This window comes from Paraburkholderia sp. BL23I1N1, assembly GCF_003610295.1.
GTDB lineage: Bacteria > Pseudomonadota > Gammaproteobacteria > Burkholderiales > Burkholderiaceae > Paraburkholderia.
The window spans coordinates 116,248-138,918 of the sequence record NZ_RAPV01000001.1 but is presented as its reverse complement, the minus strand read 5'-3'; the positions used below and the strand labels follow the sequence as shown (position 1 = coordinate 138,918).

Here is a 22,671-nt window from a genome sequence, read left to right as displayed (position 1 = left end):
CGCGGTCAACACCGCGCGCTTTTATCGCCACCGAGCGTCAAGACGCTCAGAACGCCTTCTTCCAGCCGCCGCCATAGGCAATGTCGGCAAGCGGCAGACGCTGACGCACCGACTTTTCGCGCTCGCGCAGCACCGGATCGAGCTTATCGACCTCGCCGTAATGGCCGAGCGAAATGATGGCGATCACGTCGACGTCGTTCGGCAGCTTGAACGCCGTGCGGAACGCGTTCGGATCGAAACCGCTCATCTGATGCGCGGCGAGACCGAGCGCATGCGCCTGCAGCACCAGCGCCATCGCCGCGGCACCCGCGTCGTACGGCGCGCAACGGTTCACTTCGCCCTTGTTGGTGAGCGTATGCGTGGTCACCGCGATCAGCACCGGCGCTGGCGCATTCCAGCCCTGATTGAACGGCACCAGCGTGGCGAAAGCCTGCTTGAACGAGACTTCATCGACGCTGCGGTCGAATACGAGGAAACGCCACGGCTGCGCGTTATACGAAGACGGTGCCCAGCGTGCCGCTTCGAGCACCGAACGCAGATCTTCGCGGCTCACCGGCTCGCTCGAATAGGCGCGCGGGCTCCAACGACCTGCAATCAGCTCGTGAATGGCAACTGCGGTAGGGGCGGGTTTGTTGGCCATGCGCTTCTCTCGGTCGAAATTCATGATCGACGGGCGGCTGCCCGGGGTCTCATAGCATAACCGGGCTGAGCCGCTCGCGCTGCGACAAGTGCGCAGTTAGTTTTCGTATTGGCTGCAATGGCAAAACGGCCTCTTGGGAGGCGGCCGTTTATGCAGATTCGCTCGTTCACCGTGTACCGGGGCGCAGCTTCACGCCGCTTGCGGTTCCGGCACCTTGGCCGGCCGGTTGATCCGCAGCACGATCACGGCGGCCACCAGGCACAGTCCGCCAGAAATCATCGACGCCACCGTGTACGTGCCGAGGCTCGCGCGCAGCATGCCCGCGCCAAGCGCCGCGAAGGCCGCGCCGAGCTGGTGGCCGGCGACCACCCAGCCGAACACGACCGGTGCCGATTCTTTGCCGAAGGCATCGGTCGCGAGACGCACGGTAGGCGGCACGGTGGCGATCCAGTCGAGTCCGTAGAACACCGCGAAGAGCGGCAGGCCGAAGAAATCGATGCCGAACGCGTGCGGCAGATACATCAACGACAGACCGCGCAAGCCGTAGTACCAGAACAGCAGCACGCGGCTGTTGAAGCGGTCCGACAGCCAGCCCGACAACGTCGTGCCGAACAGATCGAAGATGCCCATCGCGGCGAGCAAGGAAGCGCCCTGCACTTCGGTCATGCCGTAGTCGCCGCACATGGCGATCAGGTGCGTGCCGACATAACCATTGGTGCTCGCGCCGCAGATAAAGAAACTGAAGAACAGGAGCCAGAAATCACGCCTCTTGCTCGCCATGGCGAGCGTGCCGAAGGCGATAGCCAGCGGGTTCTGTTTGGTGACGGTGGTGGAGATCGGCGTGTTGGCCGGTTCGCCGAATGGGCGCAGTTGCATATCCGCGGGCCGCTCCGGCAACAGAAACGCGACCAGTGGCAATACGATCGCCGCGGCGCCCGCGACGACCCACACCACCTGGCGCCAGCCGTAATGCTCGGCGATGGCGGCGAGCATCGGCAGGAACACCAGTTGGCCGGTTGCCGAACTGGCCGTGAGAATCCCCATCACGAGGCCGCGATGCGTGGTGAACCAGCGTGTCACCACGGTTGCCGACAACGACAGCGCCGCCACCCCGGTCGAACCGCCGACCATCACGCCCCAGATCAGAATCATCTGCCACGGATGCGTCATCAGCGACGACAACGCCACGCCCGCCGCCATCGTGCCGAGCGCGATCAACAGAGTAGGACGCACGCCAAAACGCTGCATCGCCGCGGCCGCGAATGGCCCCATCAGACCGTAGAGCGCAATGTTCACAGAGATCGCGAGCGAAATCGTCGCGCGGCTCCAGCCGAATTGGTGCTCCAGCGGCACCATCATCACACTCGGCGTGGCACGCGTGCCGGCCGCCGCCAGCAGCACCAGAAACACCACCGCAACGGTCAACCAGCCGTAGTGGAAACGTCCGCCAATCAGTCTCGCTGCCCAGTTCATCGGTTCTCCAATCAACGCCTGCCCGCAGGCCGCGCCGTTCGCATTATTACGATTTCAGTAAAGGACTTGTGACAGATCAGTCACAATGAGTGTTGCGATATTAGTTACTGGTCGGTAACATGTCAAGGCGTTAGTTCAATCCAGGTGGCACATCATGTCCGACAGTGAAACCCTCAAGCCAGCCGGTGCACGGCGAACGCGCGGCGCGCAGACGGCCGGCCCGGAGGCGCAGCAGAATCTGTTGCGCGCCGCGGACGAACTGTTCTATCGCGAGGGTGTGCGGGCGGTCGGCGTCGACACGGTGGTTGAGCGCGCGGGCGTGAACAAGATGAGTTTGTATCGCCAGTTTTCGTCGAAAGACGAATTGGTGCTGGCGTATCTGGAGCGCAAGGACGAGCAGTTTTTCGACTACGTCGAGAAGAGCTTTGCGAAGCATCCCGGCGAGCCGGCCAGGCAGCTTCAGCAATATTTTGACGACCTGGCGGTGCGCGCATCGATCGACGACTATCGCGGCTGTCCTTTCGTGAATGTCTCGGTGGAGTTTCCCGACGCGGCGCATCCGGCTCGGCAATTCGTGTTTGGCAACAAGGAACGGCTGATGGCGCGGCTTCTGGAACTGGCCACCGCGGCCGGCGCCAATGATCCCGCGGAACTGGCCAACGGGCTGGGATTGATGATCGAAGGCGTGTACGCAGCCAGCCAAACCTACGGCCCGGGCTGCGGGCCGATTCTTGTCGCGCCAAAGGTGGCGGCGCAGTTGATCGCCTCGGCATGCGGCGAGTCAACGGCGCGTTAAGGTTTTTCCGGCCCTGTTGCGGCCAGGCGCGGATGGGTGCCGTTCCGCGCCATTAGAATGACACTTTCCCCTTTCGCTGCTTGCCATGTCGTCGCCCGCCGAATCTCATGATGCCGTTATCGCCGCCACTCGTCATTGGCTAACAGAGGCCGTGATTGGGCTCAATTTGTGCCCTTTTGCCAAGGCCGTGCATGTGAAGGACCAGATTCGCTATGCCGTGAGCGACGCAGTGGATATGGAAGGGGTTTTAACCGATCTCGAAACCGAAATTCAGGCGCTCGTCGCGGCAAATCCCGAAACAGTGGATACCACGCTTCTGGTTTTACCGCGGGCGCTCGGCGATTTTCTCGACTATAACGATTGCCTGTTTTTTGCCGAAAGGATGATCAAACAACTTCGGCTGGAAGGCATTATCCAGATTGCGAGCTTTCACCCTCAATATCAGTTTGAAGGCAGTGAGCCCGACGATATCGAGAATTATACGAATCGGGCGCCCTATCCTATTTTGCATTTGCTTCGCGAGGAAAGTATTGAACGGGCGGTTCAGGCTTTTCCGGATGCGGAAGCTATTTATGAGCGGAATCAGGAGACCCTTCGGCGAATCGGTCTTAAAGGCTGGAATGATCTGATGAAAAGGTAGTTCGGGCGGTGGCCATGAAAAAGCCACCGCCACAGCACAGGTCAGGCGGAGACGAAAAACCGTTCCTTCAGCTCCTCGATGCCAAGGGTCTCCATCACCTCATTAAGCCTCTCAGCCGGCCGCCGCCTCGGCAGATCCTTGAACTGCGCAATAATCAGTTCATTCTTCATGGAATGCTCCCACCCGACCAGCTCGGTCACGCTCACCTGATAGCCATGTGCTTCCAGCTGCAAGCAGCGCAGCACGTTAGTAATCTGGCTTCCAAATTCCCGGGTATGCAGCGGATGCCGCCAGATCTCGGTCAAAGCATTTCCCAGCGATTTACCCTTGTTCTGCCGCAAAACCCCGGCCACCTCAGCCTGGCAACACGGTACGACCACGATGTACCTGGCGTGCTTTTCCAGAGCGAACCGGAGCGCGTCGTCAGTCGCGGTATTGCACGCATGCAGCGCCGTCACGATATCGATCTGCGCCGGCAAACGCTCTGACGTAATGGACTCCGCGACCGACAGATTCAGGAATGACATGCCCTTGAAGCCCAGCCGGTCGGCCAGCGCCTCGGATTTCGTCACGAGATCCTCGCGCGTTTCGATGCCGTAAATGTGCGACGCCCCACCAGCGGCGTCCTGAAATTCCTTGAAGAACAGGTCATACAGGATAAAACCTAGATATGACTTGCCGGCGCCATGGTCGACGAGCGTCACCGCGTCCTGCTGGTCCTTGAGGTCTTTCAGCAGCGGCTCGATGAACTGGAACAGGTGATAGACCTGCTTCAGCTTGCGGCGGCTGTCCTGATTCATCTTGCCGTCGCGCGTCAGGATATGAAGCTCCTTTAACAGCTCGACGGATTGGTTCGGACGGATTTCGTGGGTTTTGCTGGACATCGTGGGGGACCGCCATAGATTGCAGTGCGAACGTGCGACAGATGACGGAAAAAAGGAAAAGTTGCTGCCAGTTTACCCAAAGCGCAGGCCACTCACCTAAGGAGCCGCGTTAACCATGCAAGAAACGCCGCAAACCTGGAACACTTCCTGCTCAAAAAGCAGTACGCAGGACGTTTCCGACGTGGTTTCAAAGCATATTGCAGACCGGCTCACTCGATGGCGTAAGCCGTGTCGCGCATAACAACAGCCTGCCGGCCGTGGCATTGATCACGCGAACCGAATGCATGTGGGGAGGACGGTCCCGGAACACGGACTGAACGTTACGTAACCAGCAGCGCGCCGCGATCTCAAACGGACGCGCGCCTGGAAAATAGAAGAGGCAGCGATGGACACGGTACCCAACGGAAACGTCGAACAGAAATTTCAGGAAATGCTGGCGAAGCTGACCGCGGCACCCGCGTGGTCGGAAAAGCAGCAGCTCGAACTGGAAATGGCACGCGACATTTCCACCGAAATGTTGCGGCTCGCCGAAGTCATGCGCGACGGCAGTGTCGACATGGAAACGTGCCTGACGATGCTCAAGTACGCGAAGGTGCTCGACTTCGTGATGACGACGCTCGCTTCACGTCGCGACATCAAACCGCAAACGCTGCGGGTCATTTTCAAGCTGGCCGGCCTGAAAGTGGATGAGGCCTATCCCGGCTAGATCGCTCACGCAACGCCGCGACCAGTGCGAGCGGCTTACCGCCGCTCGCACTGATCAGCCGGCATCTTTCCTCAAAGAAGAACGACCCATCACGCGCGCGGGGCTTCGACCGGCGGCGTGCCGTCATGAAACAAGGTCTTGAGCTGGGCACGCAGTTCCGGCGAGTCCGCATGTTTGTGCACGGTGACGGCATGCTGCACGGCCGCGTCGAGCAATTCGCTCTCGTTGTCGGCGGATAGCGCAACGGTGCAATTCGTTTCGCTCGGGAACTCGCGGCAGTCGATGTATTTGCGAGTCATGGCAATCTCCTTGATCCAAACGTTGAAACATCCAGACAAACAGCAGGCGCGCAGACCACGTCTCCAGCCGCGGCGCGCCAGCATGGGCAACGTCGGGCGGAATGAGAGCGGTGGGTAGTTTGACGCAGGGAAGACGCGGACGGCGTCCGATGGAAGCTGTTTGAAAAGTATAGTTCGCACGGGTGAATAGCAAAGGGGCGAACGTGGGCGCGGGTGATTGCGACACGCCTGAACTCAGCTCTTTTCGGCCGGTTGGCGTGCGCCGCTTTCCCGTCGCCCAGTTTGCCCTCCGTTCCCCACGGTGTGAAAATAGCGCCCTTCGCGCCGCCCGATCGTCAGGTCCCGCTTACGCGCCGCTTCTTCCGCTCATCCGCAGGACTTCATGCCACCTTCCTTCAATTCCGCCCGCGTCGCCGTGATCGGCGGCGGCCCCGCCGGCTTGATGGCCGCCGAAGCGCTCGCCCAACACGGCGTCCAGGTCGACGTCTACGACGCGATGCCGTCGGTTGGCCGCAAGTTCCTGATGGCGGGCAAAGGCGGCATGAACATCACGCATTCCGAACCGCTCAAGCCGTTTCTCGACCGCTACGGCGCGCGCCGCAAACAGATCGCGCCGCTACTCGATGCGTTCGGTCCCGATGCGTTGCGGGCATGGTTGCATGGGCTTGGCGTCGAAACGTTCGTCGGCAGTTCAGGACGGGTTTTTCCGACCGATATGAAAGCGGCGCCGATGTTGCGCGCGTGGTTGCATCGGTTGCGCGAAGCCGGCGTGCGCTTTCACATGCGCCACAAGTGGACTGGTTGGGCCAACGGCGATAGCGGCGACACTGCTGCACACGCGTTACGCTTTGCCACACCCGACGGCGAGCAACGCATGACCTGCGACGCCGTGGTATTCGCGCTCGGCGGCGCAAGCTGGCCGCGGCTCGGATCGGACGCCGCCTGGGCGCCGCTGCTGAGCGCGCGCGAGGTGCCGGTCACGCCCTTGCGCCCCGCGAACTGCGGCTTCGACGCGGACTGGAGCCCCTATCTGCGCGAGCGCTTCGCCGGCCAGCCGGTGAAATCCGTGGCCATCACACTCACCGGCGCAGACAATAAAGTCCACAATCGACAAGGTGAAATACTTCTGACCGAAACGGGCCTCGAAGGGAGCCTGATTTATGCGCTGTCGGCTGTTATCCGGGAGCGGATTCTCGCCGACGGCGACATCACGATCGCCCTGGACCTGGCGCCAGGCTTGACGTTGGAGCGTGTGGTGGCCGAGGTGACGCGACCGCGCGGCTCGCGTTCCATGTCGACTCACCTGCACGGCAGAATCGGCATTAGCGGCGTAAAACTGGCCTTGCTGCATGAGATGCTGTCGAAGGAAGCCTTCGCCGACGCAGAGGGTCTTGCGCACGCGATCAAGGCACTCCCAGTGCGGCTCGTACGCGCCCGACCTATCGCGGAAGCGATCAGCACCGCCGGCGGCGTCCCCTTCGAAGCGCTCGATCGGCATTTGATGATCGAGCGTCTGCCCGGTGCGTTCTGCGCGGGGGAAATGCTCGACTGGGAAGCGCCGACCGGCGGTTATCTGCTCACTGCCTGCTTCGCCAGCGGGCTGGTGGCGGGACGCGGCGCATTGGCGTATCTCAAGGCGCGCGGCGTGCCGGTCTGACATGCCGCGCTTCAATGGCGGCTTATCGCGCGCCATCGCGAGTCTTTTTTAGCGAGCCTTCAACCGCCACAGCGACGTCACTTCAGCCACACGCGCCGCGTGCAGCGCGTCGGTTTCATCAGTCGATTTGGGGTGCCGCGGACGAATATCCTCGCGGCCGACCACCGTCAGCCCCGCCTTTTCAATAGCGGCAAGCAGCCACTCGCGCGTACGCAATCCGAGATGCTCGGCAAAATCCGACATGATCAGCCAGCCTTCCCCGCCCGGCGACAGATGTTCCGCCAGGCCGTTCAGAAAACCCAGCAGCATGCGGCTTTCCGAATCGTAAATTGCGTATTCAATCGGCGATGCGGGCCGCGCCGGCACCCACGGCGGATTGCAGACTACGAGCGGCGCACGGCCTTCCGGAAACAGATCGGCCTGCACGACCTCGACTTGCTGATCGTAGCCAAGACGCGTGAGGTTTTCTCGCGCGCAGGCGAGCGCTCGCGGGTCCTGGTCGGTCGCGACGATTTTCTTCACGCCGCGTTTGACGAGCAGCGCGGCCAGCACGCCCGTGCCGGTGCCGATATCGAACGCCTTGTTCAGGGAAGGCAACGGCGTGCCCGCGACCAGGTCCACGTATTCGCCGCGCACCGGCGAAAACACCCCGTAGTGCGGATGGATGCGCTCACCCAGTGTGGGAATTTCAACGCCCTTCTTGCGCCACTCGTGCGCGCCGATCAGTCCGAGCAATTCGCGCAGCGACACGACCGAGGATTCGTCGGCAGACGGTCCGTAGGTTTCGATGCAGGCCTGCTGCACTTCAGGCGCGCGGCGCAGCGGGATGCCGTAAGCGGCGTCGAGCGGGATCAGAATCATGCCGAGCGTGCGGGCACGTTGCGACTGCGCCTGACGATGCAGGTTGAACGCGTCGATCGGCGTTTCGCCCTGCTTGCGCGGCTTGCGCTCCAGCCGGCGCGTGACCGCTTGCAGCAATTGGCGAGCGTTCTGAAAATCGCCGTTCCACAGCAGCGCGGTACCTTCGCACGCGAGGCGGTAGGCGGAGTCGGCAGTGGTGCGGTCGTCTGCAACAACGACGCGCTTGGGCGGCGGCACCGCGGCTTCGGAGCGCCAACGCGCGGTGCGGGGGCCGTCGGCTTCGGGCCAGGTGATGGTTGCGGGGCTGGTCATGATGAAGGTGGGGTTGGTGTTGCGGAAGTGACGCGGTGAAACGTCGCGTCTCGGGGGCGTTGCCCGCCGGAGTGACTGGTCGTGATGCCGACTGACGCCCGAATAGTACCTCTCCCGGCCGGGTTCGCGGGGTGGTATCTGGTGGCGGACACCCGGAAGAGGCTTATGCCGCCGCCTTCCGCTGCGGTCTTGCGACAAATCGTAGACTAAAATGTCCACGATCGACAAGGTGAGTGAGATATGGTGAAAAATGAGCCTTTGGGCGTCTCACGTCTGCCTCACCCCTGCCTCAGCCGATTCCCGCCCCAAATAAAAAACGGGTTTCTGAATTGATTCAGAAACCCGTTTTCGTACAACTGGTGCCGGCTGCAGGACTCGAACCCGCCACCTCATGATTACAAGTCAAGCGCTCTACCTGATGAGCTAAGCCGGCATGAGGCCGTGATTCTACTTCATTTCACGATCTTAAGGCGAGCCCTTCCGCCGCCTTTCGAACCGTCGTCGTCAGGCTGCGGGCCGTCGGTCGCGCTTTCCGCTTTGGCGGCATCGGCAGGAGACGGCGTTTCGACCGCACGCGGCGCCACGCTGACCGGCACCACCGTCGATTCGGTTTCGTCGGCCAATTCCGCGTCGGCGCCTGAGTCCTGCGCTTCGCCGCCTGCCGATTCGACCGGGAACGCCATGCCCTGGCCGTTTTCGCGCGCGTAGATCGCGAGAATATTCGCGATCGGCACTTCGATCTTGTGCGACTTGCCGGAGAAGCGCGCGCTGAACTCGATCCATTCGTTGCCCATCTGCAACTGGCTGGTCGCCTCGAAGCTGATGTTCAACACGATTTCGTTGTCGCGCACGAACTGACGCGGCACGCGCGTCTGATTGTCGACCCGGACCGCGATATGTGGCGTATAGCCGTTATCCGTGCACCATTCGTACAGCGCGCGCAGCAGATAAGGCTTGGTGGAAATCTCTTGCATCAACAGTCCTCTTACCGGGTTTGGGCGCGCACGGAAAACAATCGAGACGCGGCGCCCTCACCCCAAAGCCAAACTCAACGACGCATCACCTTTTCCGAAGGCGTCAGCGCTTCGATATAAGCCGGGCGGCTGAAAATGCGCTCGGCGTACTTCATCAGCGGTGCAGCGTTCTTCGAGAGCTCGATGCCGTAGTGATCCAGACGCCACAGCAACGGCGCGATCGCGACGTCCAGCATCGAGAACTCTTCGCCAAGCATGTACTTGTTCTTCAGGAAGATCGGCGCGAGCTGCGTCAAACGATCGCGGATCGCGAGACGTGCCTTCTCGTGATTCTTCTCGGCGGCCTTGCCCTTTTCGTTTTCGAGGGTGCCGACGTGAACGAACAGTTCCTTTTCGAAATTGAGCAGGAACAGACGGGCGCGGGCGCGCTGAACCGGATCGGCCGGCATCAGTTGCGGGTGCGGGAAGCGCTCGTCGATGTACTCGTTGATGATGTTCGATTCGTACAGAATCAGGTCCCGTTCCACGAGAATCGGCACCTGACCATACGGATTCATCACAGCGATGTCTTCCGGCTTGTTAAACAGGTCGACGTCGCGGATCTCGAAGTCCATGCCCTTTTCGAACAACACCAGCCGGCAGCGCTGGGAGAACGGGCAAGTTGTGCCGGAATACAGAACCATCATGTTTACGTTTCCTCAAAAAGCTGAAAGGCCAGCGCGCGGAAAAACCGTTCAACAGGTTTTTCCTGGCGCCGGCCCCACGCCGGGTAACGGCGTGATTATTTGATATGTTTCCAGTACGCGGCGTTCAGTCGCCAGGCGAAAAAGCTCAGGATGCCGAGGAACAGCAGTACCCACACGCCAAGCTGTTTGCGGGTTTTCTGCGTCGGTTCGGACATCCATGACAGGTACGACACGAGGTCGGCCACAGCAGAATCATAATCTACCGGCGACATCGTCCCCGGCGTGACCTGTTGGAAGCCGACAAATTTGTGCACCGTTTCGCCTGTTTTTTCGTCGACTTCGTCACCGAACTTCGCGGTACGTTGCCCCTGAAGCTGCCACAACACGTGAGGCATGCTCACGTTTTCATACACCAGATTGTTCCAGCCGGTCGGCCGCGTATTGTCGCGATAGAAGCTGCGCAGATACGTGTACAGCCAGTCTTTGCCCCGCGCCCGCGCTTCCACCGACAAATCCGGCGGACTCGCGCCGAACCACGCTTTCGCGTCGTCCGGGCGCATCGCCACCGTCATGGTGTTGCCGACTTTGTCCGTGGTGAACAGCAAATTCGCCTGGATTTCGCTCGGCGCAATGCCGAGGTCGGTCAGCCGGCTGTAGCGCATCAGATTCGCGCTGTGGCAATTCAGGCAATAGTTTACAAACAATTGGGCTCCATGCTGCAACGAAGCAAAATTCTCCGCGTTATCGGGCGCGCGATCGAGAGGGAAATTCTCGTCCGCGTGCACCGGTCCGGCCAGCACCGCGAGCAGTGTCGCGCCGATCAGCGCGCACGTCGAAAGCAGTTTTTTCATCTTTGTGTTCTCCTGGCTCGCGATTAGTGGGGCTTGAACCGCACCCGCTCGGGCGGCTGCTTGAACGTGCCAAGCCGCGTCCAGACGGGCATGCCGAGGAAAAACGCAAAGTAGATCAGCGCACACACCTGAGCAATCAACGTCGAGGCAGGCGACGGCGGTTTGGTGCCGAGGAAGCCCAACGTCAGGAAAGCGAGCACGAAGATCCCGTAGAACACTTTGTGAAAAAACGGCCGGTAACGGATCGACTTCACCGGCGAGCGGTCGAGCCACGGCAGGAAGAACAGCGAGACTACCGCGCCGCCCATCACCACCACGCCCCAGAACTTCGATTCCGTGAACGCCATGGCCACGATCACCAGCACCGCGAGCACCGGCAAACCGAGCTTCCACTTGCCGCGTGCGCGCACCAGCGCAACCAGGCCGAGCAACGCGATGATGATCATCAGCACGATCTTGAACGGATCGGTGGTGGCGCGCAGCATCGCATAGAAAGCCGTGAAGTACCACACAGGCGCAATTTCCTGCGGCGTTTGCAGCGGATTGGCGGGAATGAAGTTGTTTGCTTCAAGGAAGTACCCGCCCATTTCCGGCGCGAAAAAGATGATCGCGGCAAAAATGATCAGGAACACCGAGACGCCCATGAAATCGTGCACGGAGTAGTACGGGTGGAACGGGATGCCGTCGAGCGGAATGCCGTCCGGGCCCTTCTTCGCCTTGATCTCGATGCCGTCGGGGTTGTTCGACCCCACTTCATGCAGCGCCACCAGGTGAGCGACCACCAGTCCGATCAGCACCAGCGGAATCGCGATCACGTGAAACGCGAAGAAGCGGTTCAGCGTCACGTCCGATACGACGTAGTCGCCGCGAATCCACAGCGACAGATCCGGCCCGATGAACGGAATAGCCGAGAACAGGTTCACGATCACCTGCGCGCCCCAGAACGACATCTGGCCCCACGGCAGCAGGTAGCCGAAGAACGCCTCGGCCATCAGGCACAGAAAGATCGCGCAGCCGAACACCCACACCAGTTCGCGCGGCTTGCGGTACGAGCCGTACAACAGCCCACGGAACATATGCAGATACACGACGACGAAGAACATCGACGCGCCCGTGGAGTGCATATAGCGGATCAGCCAGCCCCACGGCACCTCGCGCATGATGTACTCGACCGACGAGAACGCGAGCGTCGCGTCGGGCTTGTAGTTCATGGTGAGGAAGATGCCGGTGACGATCTGATTGACCAGCACCAGCAGCGCGAGCGAACCGAAGAAGTACCAGAAGTTGAAGTTCTTCGGCGCGTAGTACTCGGATACGTGCTTCTTCCACGTAGACGTCATGGGGAAGCGCCGGTCGATCCAGCCGACCAGCCCGGTCGTCTCTACTTCATGTTCGATCGCCATTACGCTTCTCCTTTCTCGTCCTTGCCGATCACGAGGCCGGTGGCCGACGTGAACATGTAGGGCGGGATGTCGAGGTTCTGCGGCGCAGGTTTGTTCTTGAAGACGCGGCCGGCCATGTCATAGGTCGAGCCGTGGCACGGGCACAGAAAGCCGCCTGGCCAGTCGTCGGGAAGATTGGGCTGTGCGCCCTCCTGGAAGCGCGGCGTCGGCGTACAACCCAGATGGGTGCACACGGCGACGGCGACGAAAAGATTCTTGTGATCGGTACGCGAACGGAACTCGTTGTTGCAGTACTCCGGCAACGGCATCGAAAAAGGATTCTTCGTGTGGGGATCCGCTACTTCGTTATCGGCTTTCTGGACATCGGCGAGCATCCTGTCGGTGCGGTTGATGATCCACACCGGCTTACCGCGCCAGGCGACGGTCTTCATGTCGCCGGGCTTGAGATCACTAATATCGACTTCGACCGGGGCACCTGCTGCCTTGGCCTTTTCAGATGGTGCAAACGAACTAACAAAGGGTACGACAGTGGCAACGCCTCCTATGCCACCTGCTACGGTCGTCGCTATCAGCCAGGTACGGCGGCCGCCGTCGACGCGTTCATCTTCCTTGTCTCGCATTACACGCCCCACTTCTGAGTTGGATTTTTCCTTCACGTCGCTTCTACCGCCGCTAGTTTGCGCGAATGGAGTCGGCATTTACAAGGCCCGATTGCCAAAAACCGTGCGAACCCCTTGATAACTCAGGGTTTCTCCGTACGGATCGCAAACTTTTTCGTACCTCCTTTTAAGTGCCCTCTGCGTTATTCGTGCCTTTTTCTTATCTAATGCCGAGTTTCAATTCAAACGGGATTAGGGATATCGATAAACAGGTGTTCGATATCGAACTGCTCGGACAGATGCTTGCCCACCGCCTGCACGCCGAAACGCTCGGTGGCGTGATGGCCGGCCGCGAGGAACGCCACGCCGCTTTCCGCCGAGGTGTGCATGACCGACTCCGACACCTCGCCGGTCAGGTAGACGTCGGCGCCGGCATTGATCGCGGCGTCGAACATGCCTTGCGCGGCGCCCGTGCACCAGCCCACGCGGCGCAGTTCGCGATCGGGGTCGCCGAACACGAGCGGCGTGCGCCCAAGCGTCTGCTCGACTTGCGCGGTGAAGTGCGCGAGCGTGATCGGCATCGGGAAGGTGGCGAGCCAGCCGAGGTCGTTCTCGCCGAAGCGCGCGTCGCTGATCCAGCCCATCTTTGCGCCGATTTGCGCGTTGTTGCCGAACTCGGGATGGTCGTCGAGCGGCAGGTGATAGGCGAACAGGTTCAGGTCGTTGGCGATCAGCAGCTTCAGCCGCGCGTGTTTGCGCCCGGTGATTTGCGGCGCCTCGTTGCGCCAGAAGTAGCCGTGATGGACCAGCACCGCGTCCGCACCCCAGTCGAGTGCGGCCTCAAGAAAGGCCACTGAAGCGGTAACACCGGTCGCGAGCTTATTGACCTTGCGGCGCCCTTCCACCTGCAATCCATTGGGGCAATAGTCCTTGAAGCGCGCGGTTTCAAGGAGATTGTTCAAGTACAATTCAAGTTCGATCCGATCCATATAAACCTCTAGTCTTCAGATGCTTAGACGCTTTTGGCTGTTCTTTGCCCAAGCGGTGACCGTGCTGTTGGCGCTAATGTTCATCATTGCGACCCTCAAACCGCAGTGGCTCCAGCGTCAAGGGCAATTCGGCAAGCAACTCGCCGAACCGATCGTCGCCCTTCGGGAAGTAGCGCCAGGCATCGGCACTGGCCCCGCACAAGCGTCCTATGCGGACGCCGCGCAAAAAGCCATGCCCGCGGTCGTCAATGTGTTCTCCAGCAAGGATGGCTCACTGCCGCCCGACCCGCGCGCTAAAGACCCGTTGTTCCGTTACTTCTTCGGCGACAAGAACAAAGGCAAGCAGCAGGAACAACCCGCGTCGAATCTCGGCTCGGGGGTAATAGTGAGTTCGGAAGGTTACATTCTAACGAACCAGCACGTCGTAGACGGCGCCGATCAGATCGAAATTGCCCTGGCCGATGGTCGCACCACCAATGCGAAGGTGATCGGCGTCGATCCTGAGACCGATCTGGCCGTGCTGAAGGTCAACATGACCAATCTGCCCACCATCACGCTCGGCCGCATGGACCAGACGCGCGTGGGCGACGTGGTGCTGGCGATCGGCAATCCGTTCGGCGTCGGCCAAACGGTGACCATGGGCATTGTCAGCGCACTCGGGCGCAATCACCTCGGCATCAACACGTTTCGAAAACTTCATTCAGACCGACGCGGCCATCAACCCGGGCAACTCCGGCGGCGCTCTGGTCGACGTGAACGGCAATCTGCTCGGTATCAATACCGCCATCTATTCGCGCTCGGGCGGCTCGCTCGGCATCGGCTTTGCGATTCCCGTCTCGACCGCGCGCAGCGTGCTGGAGAGCATCATCACGACGGGCTCGGTCACACGCGGGTGGATCGGCGTGGAGCCGCAGGACGTGACGCCGGAAATCGCCGAATCGTTTGGGCTTGAGCAGAAGTCGGGCGCAATTGTGGCGGGCGTCCTGAAGAACGGACCGGCCGATCGTGCGGGCATCAAGCCGGGCGACATCCTGGTGAGCGTGAACGGCCAGGAGATCACCGACACCACGCGCCTGTTAAACGTCATCGCGCAGATCAAACCGGGCACGGCTGCGAAGGTTCACCTGGTGCGCAAGAGCCACGAGATGGATCTCGACGTGACCATCGGCAAGCGCCCGCCTCCGCCGAAACAACCGGCGGATGACAACGGCGGCGGCGATCAGCAGGACGACGACGGCGGTTGAAAGCCAAACGGCAACGTCGCCATAAAACAAAAAGGGCGGTCCGCGATGGACTGCCCTTTTTGTTTGCCCTGACCCGCTCGGCCATCCGGCTAAACGTAACCCACGCGTGCCGCGCATCACGCCGTTAGCGTTAATTCGGCGGACTTGCGTCTTCAACCGCTACCGGCTGCTTGCCGACAATCAACCGCGCCGCGATGATCCCCGCCTCGTACAGCACGATCAGCGGAATCGCCAGAATCAGCTGCGAGAACACGTCCGGCGGCGTCACCACCGCCGAAATCACGAACGCGCCCACGATCACATACGGACGGATTTCCCTAAGCTTCTTGATGGTCAGCACGTTCATGCGGACCAGCAGCACCACGACAATCGGCACTTCGAACGTCACGCCGAACGCGATGAACATGGTGAGCACGAAGCTCAGGTAGTTGTCGATATCGGTCGTCATCTCCGCGCCGAGCGGCGCGTTGTAGTGCGCCATCACGCGGAAGATGGTCGGAAACACCACGAAGTACGCGAACGCCATGCCGCACAGGAACAGCGTGTAGCTGCTGCCCACCAGCGGCCCGACCAGTTTCTTCTCATGCTGATACAGGCCTGGTGCCACGAACGCCCAGATCTGATACAGCACGATCGGCAGCGCGATCACGAAGGCGACCAGCATGGTCACCTTCATCGGCACGAAGAACGAGCCGGTGACGTCGGTGACGATCATCTTGCCGTCCTTCGGCAGATTCTGCATCAAGGGCCGCGCCAGCAGCCGGAAGATGTCCGGCGCCCAATACACGAGCCCGACAAACACCACGATGACGGCAAGGCCGGCGCGGATGATACGGTCGCGCAATTCAACGAGGTGGGAAATGAAGGTCTCTTCAGTGCCTTCGTTCTGGGTTTGCTGGGGGTCGCTCACACCGGCCCTCGGTTAGGGATTGTCGTTCTGATCATCAGAAGAACCGCGTCGGACGACGCATGGTGGCCGGCGTATGCCGCGCCACGCGCGCCGCACCTGATAGCACACGCGTGCGGCGCGTGGTGGCGCGCTTGTACCAGGTGGGCATGGCTGTCTGCTTGACGCGCCAGTTCTTGCGTTTGGGGCCTGCCGGTGGCGTGCTGGTCTGCCACGACGAATTGCCGGCGTCTTCAAGCGCGCCGCCGGCAATGCTTGGCGACACCGAGGTGCCGCTATTCCACGCATCGTTCAGTTCGGTTTCATGCTTGCGCAGATTGTCCTGAACGCTGGTTTCGACGTTGCTCGCCGCCGCTTCGAACTCGGTTTTCATGCGACGCAATTCGTCGAGTTCGATTTCGCGGGTAACTTCGGCCTTCACGTCATTGATATACCGCTGCGCGCGGCCGAACAGCGCGCCGGCCGTGCGGGCGACGCGAGGCAGGCGCTCAGGCCCGAGTACGACTAGCGCAACGACGCCGATCAGCGCCATCTTGGTTAGACCGAGGTCCAGCATGAAGTGGAGTGTCCGTCAGTAACGCGGTTGGGCCGCGGCTTAGCGGTAATCGCCTGAACGCGGCGCTTTTTCCTTCGCATCCACATCTACCGTGCCATTGCGCGGCAGTTCGCGCTGCTGCGCGTCACCTGCAGCGGGCGTTTCGGCTTCCTTCATGCCTTCCTTGAAGCCCTTCACCGCGCCACCCAGATCGGTGCCGATATTGCGCAGCTTCTTCGTGCCGAACACGAGCGCCACGATCAGCAACACGATCAGCCAATGCCAAATGCTCAACGAACCCATGACTACTCTCCTTAACCCCGACACCGCACCGTGATGCGGCAAAACTCGTGCGCCTTACGGCGTGAATCGAAGCGCGTACGCTCCATCTATACGTTGCCGCGAGCTATTGCGATTCAACCCGCGACTCGGTGTGCCATTCTGACCTGACGATCGCGTCGGCGTCATTACAGTTCAGTAAAATTCAGCAAAAACAACAGCCCCGTTATTGTCGACGGCCAAAACTCGCCGCACGCCTTGCAACTGCAGCCCGCGGTTTTTGTCAGCCCATTCGATGCCACGGACGCGGCCCTGCGAGGATGTGCGCGTGCAGGTGATACACCTCTTGGCCGCCGCCCGGCCCCGTATTGATTACCGTACGAAAACCGGTTTCGCCACCGGTGTACGCCACGCCCAGTTGCTCGGCCAAACGCGCTACCAGAACAAGCATTCTACCAAGCAGGGGAGCCTCGTCTTCGGTGCAATTCGACAGCGTGGCGACGTGCTTGCGGGGAATCACCAGCACATGCGTTTCAGCTGCCGGACGGATGTCGCGAAAGGCGACAAACTCTTCGTCTTCATGGACTTTGGTCGACGGAATCTCGCCGGCGGCGATCTTGCAGAAAAGACAGTTCGGGTCGTGACTCATCGTATTCCTGATGCAGTAGGGCTAGAGCGCGAAGCGTGATGCGGCACGGTTGGGGTCCCGCCCGGCCGCAACCGGACTCGACTCAAACCCAGCCACGCGGATTCGCGAACGGCTTGTTATCGTACAGATACAGCCAGCCTTTGATAATACGGTACAACATCCAGATGCTGACGGCCCACAGAACCGGAATGCCGATCAGCACGAACAGCAGCACGGCCCCGATCGCATAACCCAGCAAGGCCATCCAGAACGAACGGATCTGCCACTCGAAATGCGCCTCGTAAGGTGTGCCCGCCACATCGGCCCGCTTGATGTAGTTGATGATGATGGCGATCAGGATGGTCAGGCCACCCGTCAGCCAATGGACCGCATACAGCGCGTACAGCACGTGCGTGAGCGTGCGCAGACTGCGTTCGCGTTCGGGTTCGATCGCGTTGCGGTAGACCGGCGGCGGATAATTTCCTTGCGACTGTTCCATGCTTGCGTCCTCCCGAGGATGCGATCCTATGCGTTCAGTGCAATGTGGGTGCCGACGTTCGCCGCTTCAAGACGCGGCGACAAGGCGGCGACAATCAGTCGCCGTTTTCCTCGCGCTCGCGGCTCTTGCGCAGCGCCTTTTCTTCGATGCCCGACAGGCCTTCGCGGCGCTCGAGTTCGGCCAGCACGTCGGCCGGGCTCAGGTCGAAATGCGAGAGCATCACGAGGCAGTGAAACCACAGGTCCGCCACTTCGCCGACCAGGGCTTTCGGCGCGCCGCCGTGGCGTGCGTCTTTGGCGGCCAGCACGACTTCGGTTGCCTCTTCGCCGATCTTCTTGAGCACCGCGTCATCGCCCTTATGGAACAGGCGCGACACGTACGAGACATCCGGATCGCCACCCTTGCGGCTGTCGATAACGGCTGCGAGGCGCAGCAGCGTGTCGTTGGTGGACGAAGCGGGTTCGGTGGATTGCGTGGATTGCGTCATTTGTAGATGTGTTCGGGGTCTTTCAACACGGGATCGACGGCGGCCCAGCCGCCATCTTCAACCGTGCCTTCGAATTTCTGGAAAAAGCACGAGTGACGGCCGGTGTGGCACGCAATGCCCGACACCTGCTCGACCTTCAGCAGCACGACGTCTTCGTCGCAATCGAGCCGCACTTCATGCACATGCTGCACGTGGCCGGACTCTTCGCCTTTGAACCACAGGCGCTGGCGCGAACGCGAGAAGTACACCGCGCGGCCGGTTTCGACGGTTTTCGCCAGGGCTTCGCGGTTCATCCACGCGAACATCAGCACGTCGTTGGTCGACGCTTCCTGCGCGACCACCGGCACGAGGCCGTTCGCGTCCCACCTGACCTTGTCGAGCCAATCTACTGAAGAGGGATTCACCACGTCACAACCTCACCGAAATGCCTTGATCGGCCATGAAGCGCTTGGCCTCGCCCACGGTGTGTTCGCCGTAGTGGAAGATGCTGGCGGCCAGCACGGCGTCCGCGTGGCCGTTCTTGATGCCGTCGGCCAGATGTTGCAGCGAGCCGACGCCGCCCGAGGCGATCACCGGAATCGACACTGCATCGGACACCGCCCGCGTGAGTGCGAGATCGAAGCCGCTCTTGGTGCCGTCGCGGTCCATGCTGGTCAGCAGGATTTCGCCCGCGCCCAGCTCGGCCATCTTGCGCGCCCATTCCACGGCTTCGAGGCCGGTGGCTTTGCGCCCGCCATGCGTGAAGACTTCCCAGCGCGGCGCTTCGCCGTCCGCCGAGACGCGCTTCGCGTCGATGGCGACGACGATGCATTGCGAACCGTATTTGTCCGTCGCGTCGCGCACCAGTTGCGGATTCGCGACCGCCGACGAGTTCATGCTGATCTTGTCTGCGCCCGCGTTCAACAGACGCCGGACGTCTTCGACGGCGCGCACGCCGCCGCCGACCGTCAGCGGAATGAATACCTGGGACGCGACCGCTTCGATGATCGGCAGGATCAGATCGCGCTGGTCGGAGGTGGCCGTGATGTCGAGGAAGGTGAGTTCGTCGGCGCCCTGATCGTCGTAGCGGCGCGCGATTTCTACGGGATCGCCCGCGTCGCGCAGTTCGACGAAGTTGACGCCCTTGACCACGCGTCCAGCCGTGACGTCGAGACAGGGGATGATGCGTTTAGCTAGAGCCATGATCTTGCAATTCTGCCAATACCGCTGATGAGGCCGCTCGTCTGAATCTTCACGAGCGGCACAGTGCCGGCGCGGCTCGCCGCGCCAGGCCGCAAGGGTGTCGAACCGAAACACCTGCGGCGTGACACGCGGTCGAGACACGCCGTTGCGTCCGCTTTCAAGTCCGCTGCTGCGTCGATTCCAGGTCGAGCGCGACGCTACGAGCATTGACCTTAGGCGTTGACCTTACGCGTCGTCCGATTCGCGCAACCGGTCCGCGAGGGTCTGCGCAGCCGTGAAATCCAGATCGCCCGAGTAGATCGCCCGACCGCAGATCACGCCTTCGATGCCCTCGTCCTCGACTTCGCACAGCGACTCGATGTCCGTGAGGTTCGACAAACCGCCGCTTGCGATCACCGGAATCTTCACCGCGCGCGCGAGGCGCACCGTCGCTTCGATGTTGATGCCCTGCAGCATGCCGTCGCGGCCGATGTCCGTGTAGATGATCGACTCGCAGCCGTAATCCTCGAACTTGCGCGCGAGATCGGCCACTTCGTGACCGGTCAGCTTGCTCCAGCCGTCGGTGGCGACTTTGCCGTCTTTCGCATCCAGCCCGACGATGATATGGCCGCCGAAAGCCGTGCACGCGTCCTGCAGGAAGCCCGGATTCTTCACCGCGGCCGTGCCGATGATGACGTACGACAAACCGTCGTCCAGATAGCGCTCGATCGTGTTCAGGTCGCGAATGCCGCCGCCCAGCTGGACGGGAATCTCGCCCCCTACTTCCTCGATGATCGCGCGAATCGCGTCTTCGTTTTTCGGCTTGCCGGCGAACGCGCCATTCAGGTCGACGAGGTGCAGACGGCGAGCGCCGCGGTCGACCCAATGCCGGGCCATCGCCGCCGGTTCCTCGGAAAATATCGTCGCCTGGTCCATATCGCCCTGTTTGAGGCGTACACAGTGACCATCTTTCAGGTCGATGGCGGGAATCAGCAGCATAGCAATCGGGTGTTGTCTGGGAGGTGGTTGAAGGTCGGCGGCAGCGGCTGGCAAGCCAGCCCGCCACAACGCCGTTTCGCTAGTTTAGTACAACTCTTTCGACGCCCTTGCGGAGCACCGAATTGGAGCGAAATCGTCTTGCTGCGGTTGTAGCGCACGGCCGACGCCCCGCTTGTAGCGGAAAGACACGCAGCAACAGAATGAAGAAAGGCGCTCACGGGTTCCAGTGCACGAAGTTGCGATACACGCGCAGCCCCGCTTCGGCGCTCTTTTCCGGGTGGAATTGGGTCGCGAAGATGTTATCCCGCGCCACCGCCGAGGTAAAGGGCACACCGTACACCGTTTCGCCCGAGGTATGGGCGGCGTTGTCCGGCAAAACGTAATAGCTGTGCACAAAATAGAAGAACGCGTTATCCGCGACGCCGTCCCACAACGGATGCGGCTGCGCCTGGCGCACGCGGTTCCAGCCCATTTGCGGCACCTTGAAGCGCGAGCCGTCGTCCTGCACTTGGCCTTCCAAGTCGAAGCGCAGCACTTTGCCCGGCAACAGGCCGAGGCCCGGCGTATCGCCTTCGGCGCTCCAGTCGAACAGCATCTGCTCGCCGACGCACACGCCCAACAGCGGCTTGTTGCGCGAGGCTCCAATCACCGCTTCCTGCAGGCCGGATTCGGCCAGACTGCGCATGCAGTCCGGCATGGCGCCCTGACCGGGCAGCACCACGCGGTCGGCCGAGCGGATCGCTTCGGGCCGATCGACGATCGCCACGTCCGCTTCCGGCGCGGCGTGGCGCAATGCCTGGGCAACCGAGCGCAGGTTGCCCATGCCGTAATCCACAATCGCTATCGAAGTTTTCATTTCAAGTTAGGCAGCAATGCCTTCAATCCATCGACGATGAATTCCACCGCCAGCGCCGATAACATCAAACCCATGAGCCGCGTGCCGATGTTGATACCCGTGCGACCGACCCAGCGGGCAATCGGTTCAGCAAGCCGCAGCGAAAAAAAACAGATCGCCGCCAGCACGGCGCCGATCGCGACCAGGCTCAGCCGGTCATACCAGTGCGTCGAGCCGGCCGCGTAGATGATCGTAGTGCTGATCGCGCCCGGGCCGGTCAGCAGCGGGATCGCCAGCGGCACGACCGCGATGTTGTCCTTCTGCTCGGCTTCGTCGCGCTCTTCCGGCGTCGAACGGCTGTTGCCGATTTGCGCGTTCAGCATGTTGATCGCCATCAGCAGCATGATGATCCCGCCACCCACTTCGAGCGAGCCGACCGAAATGCCGAAGAAGCTGATGATCTGCTGTCCGAGCAGCGTGGTCACCGCAATCACGCAGAACACCGAAATCGCCGCGATACGGATGGTTCTGCGCCGCTCGGCGTCGCTCTGATGCGCCGACAGGCTCATGAAGAATGGGATGGCGCCGATTGGGTTAATCAGCGCCAGCAGCGAAATAAACGACTTCAGAATATCCATCGCACACCGGACGCGTAGAAGCGCGGCCGGTCCTGGTCACGAGGCTGGTAAATGGGCGCTTAACGCTTAAAGGCTGCCCTTGGTCGACGGAATCTGCCCCGCCGCGCGTTCGTCCAGTTCGACGGCCATGCGCAATGCACGCCCGAACGCCTTGAACACCGTTTCCATTTGATGATGGGCGTTCAGGCCGCGCAGGTTGTCGATATGCAGCGTGACGCCGGCGTGGTTCACGAAGCCGCGGAAAAATTCGATGGATAGATCGACGTCGAACGTGCCGATACGCGCCCGCGTGAACGGCACATGAAATTCGAGGCCCGGACGGCCGGAAAAATCGATCACGACGCGCGACAGCGCTTCGTCGAGCGGCACGTAAGAATGACCGTAGCGGCGAATGCCCTTGCGGTCGCCGATCGCCTTCGCAACCGCCTGGCCGAGCGTGATGCCGGTGTCTTCGACCGTGTGGTGGTCGTCGATATGCAGGTCGCCATGCGCTTCGATGTCGAGATCGAACAAGCCATGCCGTGCGATCTGGTCGAGCATGTGATCAAGAAACGGCACGCCGGTGGCCAGCTTCTGCTGACCGGTGCCGTCCAGATTGATCTTCACACGGATCTGCGTTTCGCTGGTGTTGCGAACGACTTCCGCAAGGCGCATGGTAATTCCTCGAATCTAGCTAGAAAGCGATAGGT

The 22,671-nt window shown here is 61.3% G+C and carries 27 protein-coding genes, 1 tRNA gene and 1 pseudogene; 5 read left to right on the top strand and 24 right to left on the bottom strand.

What is annotated here, in order from left to right:
• Positions 1-46 precede the first annotated feature (46 nt).
• Entirely contained in the window at positions 47-640 is a 594-nt protein-coding gene (locus tag B0G76_RS00760; protein WP_183081964.1) for a nitroreductase family protein, read from the bottom strand.
• Between the two features lie 189 nt (positions 641-829).
• Complete coding sequence (locus tag B0G76_RS00755; protein WP_120289294.1) at positions 830-2,113, bottom strand: MFS transporter; 1,284 nt, start codon at positions 2,111-2,113, stop codon at positions 830-832.
• Positions 2,114-2,267: 154 nt separating this feature from the next.
• Here B0G76_RS00755 and B0G76_RS00750 point away from each other — a divergent pair, with 154 nt between their 5' ends.
• On the top strand, positions 2,268-2,909 hold the full coding sequence (locus B0G76_RS00750; protein ID WP_120289292.1) for a TetR/AcrR family transcriptional regulator: 642 nt from the start codon (positions 2,268-2,270) through the stop codon (positions 2,907-2,909).
• A gap of 85 nt (positions 2,910-2,994) precedes the next feature.
• Positions 2,995-3,549, top strand: a complete 555-nt coding sequence (locus B0G76_RS00745) for a DUF1415 domain-containing protein (RefSeq protein ID WP_120289290.1) — start codon at positions 2,995-2,997, stop codon at positions 3,547-3,549.
• A 41-nt stretch (positions 3,550-3,590) separates the two neighbouring features.
• Here B0G76_RS00745 and B0G76_RS00740 read toward each other — a convergent pair whose 3' ends face one another.
• Complete coding sequence (locus B0G76_RS00740; protein ID WP_120289288.1) at positions 3,591-4,433, bottom strand: SAM-dependent methyltransferase; 843 nt, start codon at positions 4,431-4,433, stop codon at positions 3,591-3,593.
• Positions 4,434-4,818: 385 nt separating this feature from the next.
• Here B0G76_RS00740 and B0G76_RS00735 point away from each other — a divergent pair, with 385 nt between their 5' ends.
• Entirely contained in the window at positions 4,819-5,139 is a 321-nt protein-coding gene (locus tag B0G76_RS00735) for a DNA-binding protein (protein WP_074282059.1), read from the top strand.
• A gap of 89 nt (positions 5,140-5,228) precedes the next feature.
• Here the strand turns inward: B0G76_RS00735 and B0G76_RS00730 are convergent, their stop codons facing one another.
• Positions 5,229-5,438 carry a DUF1059 domain-containing protein gene (locus tag B0G76_RS00730; RefSeq protein WP_120296120.1) on the bottom strand — a complete coding sequence of 70 codons (210 nt, stop codon included), beginning with the start codon at positions 5,436-5,438 and terminating at the stop codon, positions 5,229-5,231.
• 382 nt (positions 5,439-5,820) lie between these two features.
• Here B0G76_RS00730 and B0G76_RS00725 point away from each other — a divergent pair, with 382 nt between their 5' ends.
• The gene (locus B0G76_RS00725) at positions 5,821-7,095 is read left to right on the top strand and encodes a TIGR03862 family flavoprotein (protein WP_120289286.1); all 1,275 of its coding nucleotides are present in this window, start codon (positions 5,821-5,823) and stop codon (positions 7,093-7,095) included.
• Between the two features lie 48 nt (positions 7,096-7,143).
• Here the strand turns inward: B0G76_RS00725 and B0G76_RS00720 are convergent, their stop codons facing one another.
• The 8 genes from B0G76_RS00720 to B0G76_RS00685 form a co-directional block, all read right to left on the bottom strand.
• Positions 7,144-8,268, bottom strand: a complete 1,125-nt coding sequence (locus B0G76_RS00720; protein ID WP_120289284.1) for a class I SAM-dependent methyltransferase — start codon at positions 8,266-8,268, stop codon at positions 7,144-7,146.
• Between the two features lie 357 nt (positions 8,269-8,625).
• Positions 8,626-8,701, bottom strand: a tRNA-Thr gene (locus B0G76_RS00715).
• Between the two features lie 19 nt (positions 8,702-8,720).
• Positions 8,721-9,242: a ClpXP protease specificity-enhancing factor gene (locus tag B0G76_RS00710; RefSeq protein ID WP_120289282.1), complete on the bottom strand. Its 522-nt coding sequence runs from the start codon at positions 9,240-9,242 to the stop codon at positions 8,721-8,723.
• A gap of 74 nt (positions 9,243-9,316) precedes the next feature.
• Positions 9,317-9,928 carry a glutathione S-transferase N-terminal domain-containing protein gene (locus B0G76_RS00705; protein WP_006052302.1) on the bottom strand — a complete coding sequence of 204 codons (612 nt, stop codon included), beginning with the start codon at positions 9,926-9,928 and terminating at the stop codon, positions 9,317-9,319.
• 95 nt (positions 9,929-10,023) lie between these two features.
• Positions 10,024-10,779, bottom strand: coding sequence for a cytochrome c1 (locus B0G76_RS00700; RefSeq protein WP_120289280.1), 756 nt, complete (start codon positions 10,777-10,779; stop codon positions 10,024-10,026).
• Between the two features lie 23 nt (positions 10,780-10,802).
• Positions 10,803-12,182, bottom strand: a complete 1,380-nt coding sequence (locus tag B0G76_RS00695) for a cytochrome bc complex cytochrome b subunit (RefSeq protein ID WP_120289278.1) — start codon at positions 12,180-12,182, stop codon at positions 10,803-10,805.
• The gene (petA, locus tag B0G76_RS00690) at positions 12,182-12,802 is read right to left on the bottom strand and encodes a ubiquinol-cytochrome c reductase iron-sulfur subunit (protein ID WP_120289276.1); all 621 of its coding nucleotides are present in this window, start codon (positions 12,800-12,802) and stop codon (positions 12,182-12,184) included. The genes B0G76_RS00695 and petA overlap by 1 nt, the downstream gene beginning before the upstream one ends.
• A gap of 221 nt (positions 12,803-13,023) precedes the next feature.
• Positions 13,024-13,770, bottom strand: coding sequence for a Nif3-like dinuclear metal center hexameric protein (locus B0G76_RS00685; protein WP_120289274.1), 747 nt, complete (start codon positions 13,768-13,770; stop codon positions 13,024-13,026).
• 19 nt (positions 13,771-13,789) lie between these two features.
• Between B0G76_RS00685 and B0G76_RS00680 the strand changes: the two are divergent.
• A pseudogene (locus B0G76_RS00680) lies at positions 13,790-15,014 on the top strand (Do family serine endopeptidase).
• A 130-nt stretch (positions 15,015-15,144) separates the two neighbouring features.
• Here B0G76_RS00680 and tatC read toward each other — a convergent pair.
• The 12 genes from tatC to hisB form a co-directional block, all read right to left on the bottom strand.
• Positions 15,145-15,924: a twin-arginine translocase subunit TatC gene (gene tatC, locus B0G76_RS00675; RefSeq protein ID WP_120289272.1), complete on the bottom strand. Its 780-nt coding sequence runs from the start codon at positions 15,922-15,924 to the stop codon at positions 15,145-15,147.
• Between the two features lie 34 nt (positions 15,925-15,958).
• Positions 15,959-16,477, bottom strand: coding sequence for a Sec-independent protein translocase protein TatB (gene tatB, locus B0G76_RS00670; protein WP_120289270.1), 519 nt, complete (start codon positions 16,475-16,477; stop codon positions 15,959-15,961).
• A 39-nt stretch (positions 16,478-16,516) separates the two neighbouring features.
• Complete coding sequence (tatA, locus tag B0G76_RS00665) at positions 16,517-16,759, bottom strand: Sec-independent protein translocase subunit TatA (RefSeq protein ID WP_120289268.1); 243 nt, start codon at positions 16,757-16,759, stop codon at positions 16,517-16,519.
• 259 nt (positions 16,760-17,018) lie between these two features.
• Positions 17,019-17,384, bottom strand: coding sequence for a histidine triad nucleotide-binding protein (locus B0G76_RS00660; protein WP_120289266.1), 366 nt, complete (start codon positions 17,382-17,384; stop codon positions 17,019-17,021).
• Positions 17,385-17,466: 82 nt separating this feature from the next.
• Entirely contained in the window at positions 17,467-17,862 is a 396-nt protein-coding gene (locus B0G76_RS00655; protein ID WP_120289264.1) for a hypothetical protein, read from the bottom strand.
• Between the two features lie 94 nt (positions 17,863-17,956).
• Complete coding sequence (locus B0G76_RS00650; RefSeq protein WP_120289262.1) at positions 17,957-18,349, bottom strand: phosphoribosyl-ATP diphosphatase; 393 nt, start codon at positions 18,347-18,349, stop codon at positions 17,957-17,959.
• Positions 18,346-18,756, bottom strand: coding sequence for a phosphoribosyl-AMP cyclohydrolase (gene hisI / locus B0G76_RS00645; RefSeq protein ID WP_183081963.1), 411 nt, complete (start codon positions 18,754-18,756; stop codon positions 18,346-18,348). Before hisI ends, B0G76_RS00650 begins: the two co-directional genes overlap by 4 nt.
• A 1-nt stretch (position 18,757) precedes the next feature.
• Positions 18,758-19,531 (bottom strand): imidazole glycerol phosphate synthase subunit HisF, encoded by a 774-nt coding sequence (hisF, locus tag B0G76_RS00640; RefSeq protein WP_120296118.1) that lies wholly within the window; start codon positions 19,529-19,531, stop codon positions 18,758-18,760.
• A gap of 225 nt (positions 19,532-19,756) precedes the next feature.
• Positions 19,757-20,509 (bottom strand): 1-(5-phosphoribosyl)-5-[(5-phosphoribosylamino)methylideneamino]imidazole-4-carboxamide isomerase, encoded by a 753-nt coding sequence (gene hisA, locus B0G76_RS00635; RefSeq protein WP_120289260.1) that lies wholly within the window; start codon positions 20,507-20,509, stop codon positions 19,757-19,759.
• 214 nt (positions 20,510-20,723) lie between these two features.
• On the bottom strand, positions 20,724-21,365 hold the full coding sequence (gene hisH, locus B0G76_RS00630; RefSeq protein ID WP_120289258.1) for an imidazole glycerol phosphate synthase subunit HisH: 642 nt from the start codon (positions 21,363-21,365) through the stop codon (positions 20,724-20,726).
• Positions 21,362-21,982, bottom strand: a complete 621-nt coding sequence (locus B0G76_RS00625) for a MarC family protein (protein ID WP_120289256.1) — start codon at positions 21,980-21,982, stop codon at positions 21,362-21,364. Before B0G76_RS00625 ends, hisH begins: the two co-directional genes overlap by 4 nt.
• 66 nt (positions 21,983-22,048) lie before the next feature.
• The gene (hisB, locus tag B0G76_RS00620; protein WP_006052285.1) at positions 22,049-22,636 is read right to left on the bottom strand and encodes an imidazoleglycerol-phosphate dehydratase HisB; all 588 of its coding nucleotides are present in this window, start codon (positions 22,634-22,636) and stop codon (positions 22,049-22,051) included.
• Between the last annotated feature and the right edge of the window lie 35 nt (positions 22,637-22,671).